At 75.3% G+C, this 1035-nt stretch carries 1 protein-coding gene; it reads left to right on the top strand.

What is annotated here, in order from left to right:
* Positions 1–1035: HD-GYP domain-containing protein (locus ACYVE9_RS28165; RefSeq protein ID WP_461030714.1), on the top strand; the 1035-nt coding region annotated here is incomplete at both ends.

The following is a 1035-nucleotide window of genomic DNA, read 5'->3' as shown; positions in this document are numbered from 1 at the left end:
CTCGCCCGCCGGACCTGGTACGCCGCCCAGTCGGCGCTGGCCGTCGGCGTCGCCGCCTTCGTCCACCGGCTGCTCGGCGGTCCGGCCGCACTGACCGATCCCCAGCCGGCCGTGCTGCTGCCCGCGCTGGCCACCGCAGCCGCCTACAGCCTCTTCCTGACGCTGACCGACGGCGGCGTCCTGATCGCCGCGGAGGGCTGCTCACCGCGCGCCGCCTGGCGCGGACGGACCCTGCACGGCCTCCTGCCGCACCTGGTGCAGGGGCTGGCCGCGCTGATGATGGCCGTGCTGTGGCACAGCCCGTACGGGCCGCCGGCCGCGCTGTGCGTGCTGCTGCCGATGGTCACCGGCTGCTGGGTCGTCGCCCAGTACCACCGCCAGCGCGCCGCCCACCAGGCCACCGTGCGGGCCCTCGTGCAGGCCGTCGACATCAAGGACCGCTACACCCGCGGGCACAGCGAGCGGGTCGGGCGGGCGTCCGCGCTGATCGCCTGCGAGCTGGGCATGGACGCCGACCGCACGGAGGCGCTGCGGCTGGCGGGCATCCTGCACGACGTGGGCAAACTCGGCGTGCCCACCCGCATCCTGCGCAAGGACGGCCCGCTGACCGACGACGAACGCCACATCATGCAACGGCACCCCGAGTACGGGCACGAGATGATCCGCGGCATCGGCTTTCTCGGGGAGGCCCGGGACGCGATCCTGCACCACCACGAGCGGCTCGACGGCACGGGCTACCCGCACGGGCTGCGCGGCCGGGAGATACCCGAGTCCGCGCGCGCCGTGGCGGTCGCCGACGCCTTCGACGCCATGACGTCCACCCGCAGCTACCGGCGCGGCCGGCCGGTCGACGAGGCCGTCATGGAACTCAGGCGGTGCGCCGGCAAGCAGTTCGACCCCCGCATGGTCCGGGCCCTGGTCCGCGCGCTGGACCGGGCCGGATGGCCACCCGCCGTCACCGCCGACCCGTCGCACACCGATCGCCCGGACACCGATCGCCCGGACACCGAGTGCCCGGAGAGCGAGCGCCGGCAC

The organism is Streptomyces sparsus, assembly GCF_054776295.1.
This window is presented reverse-complemented; position numbering and strand designations above follow the sequence as displayed.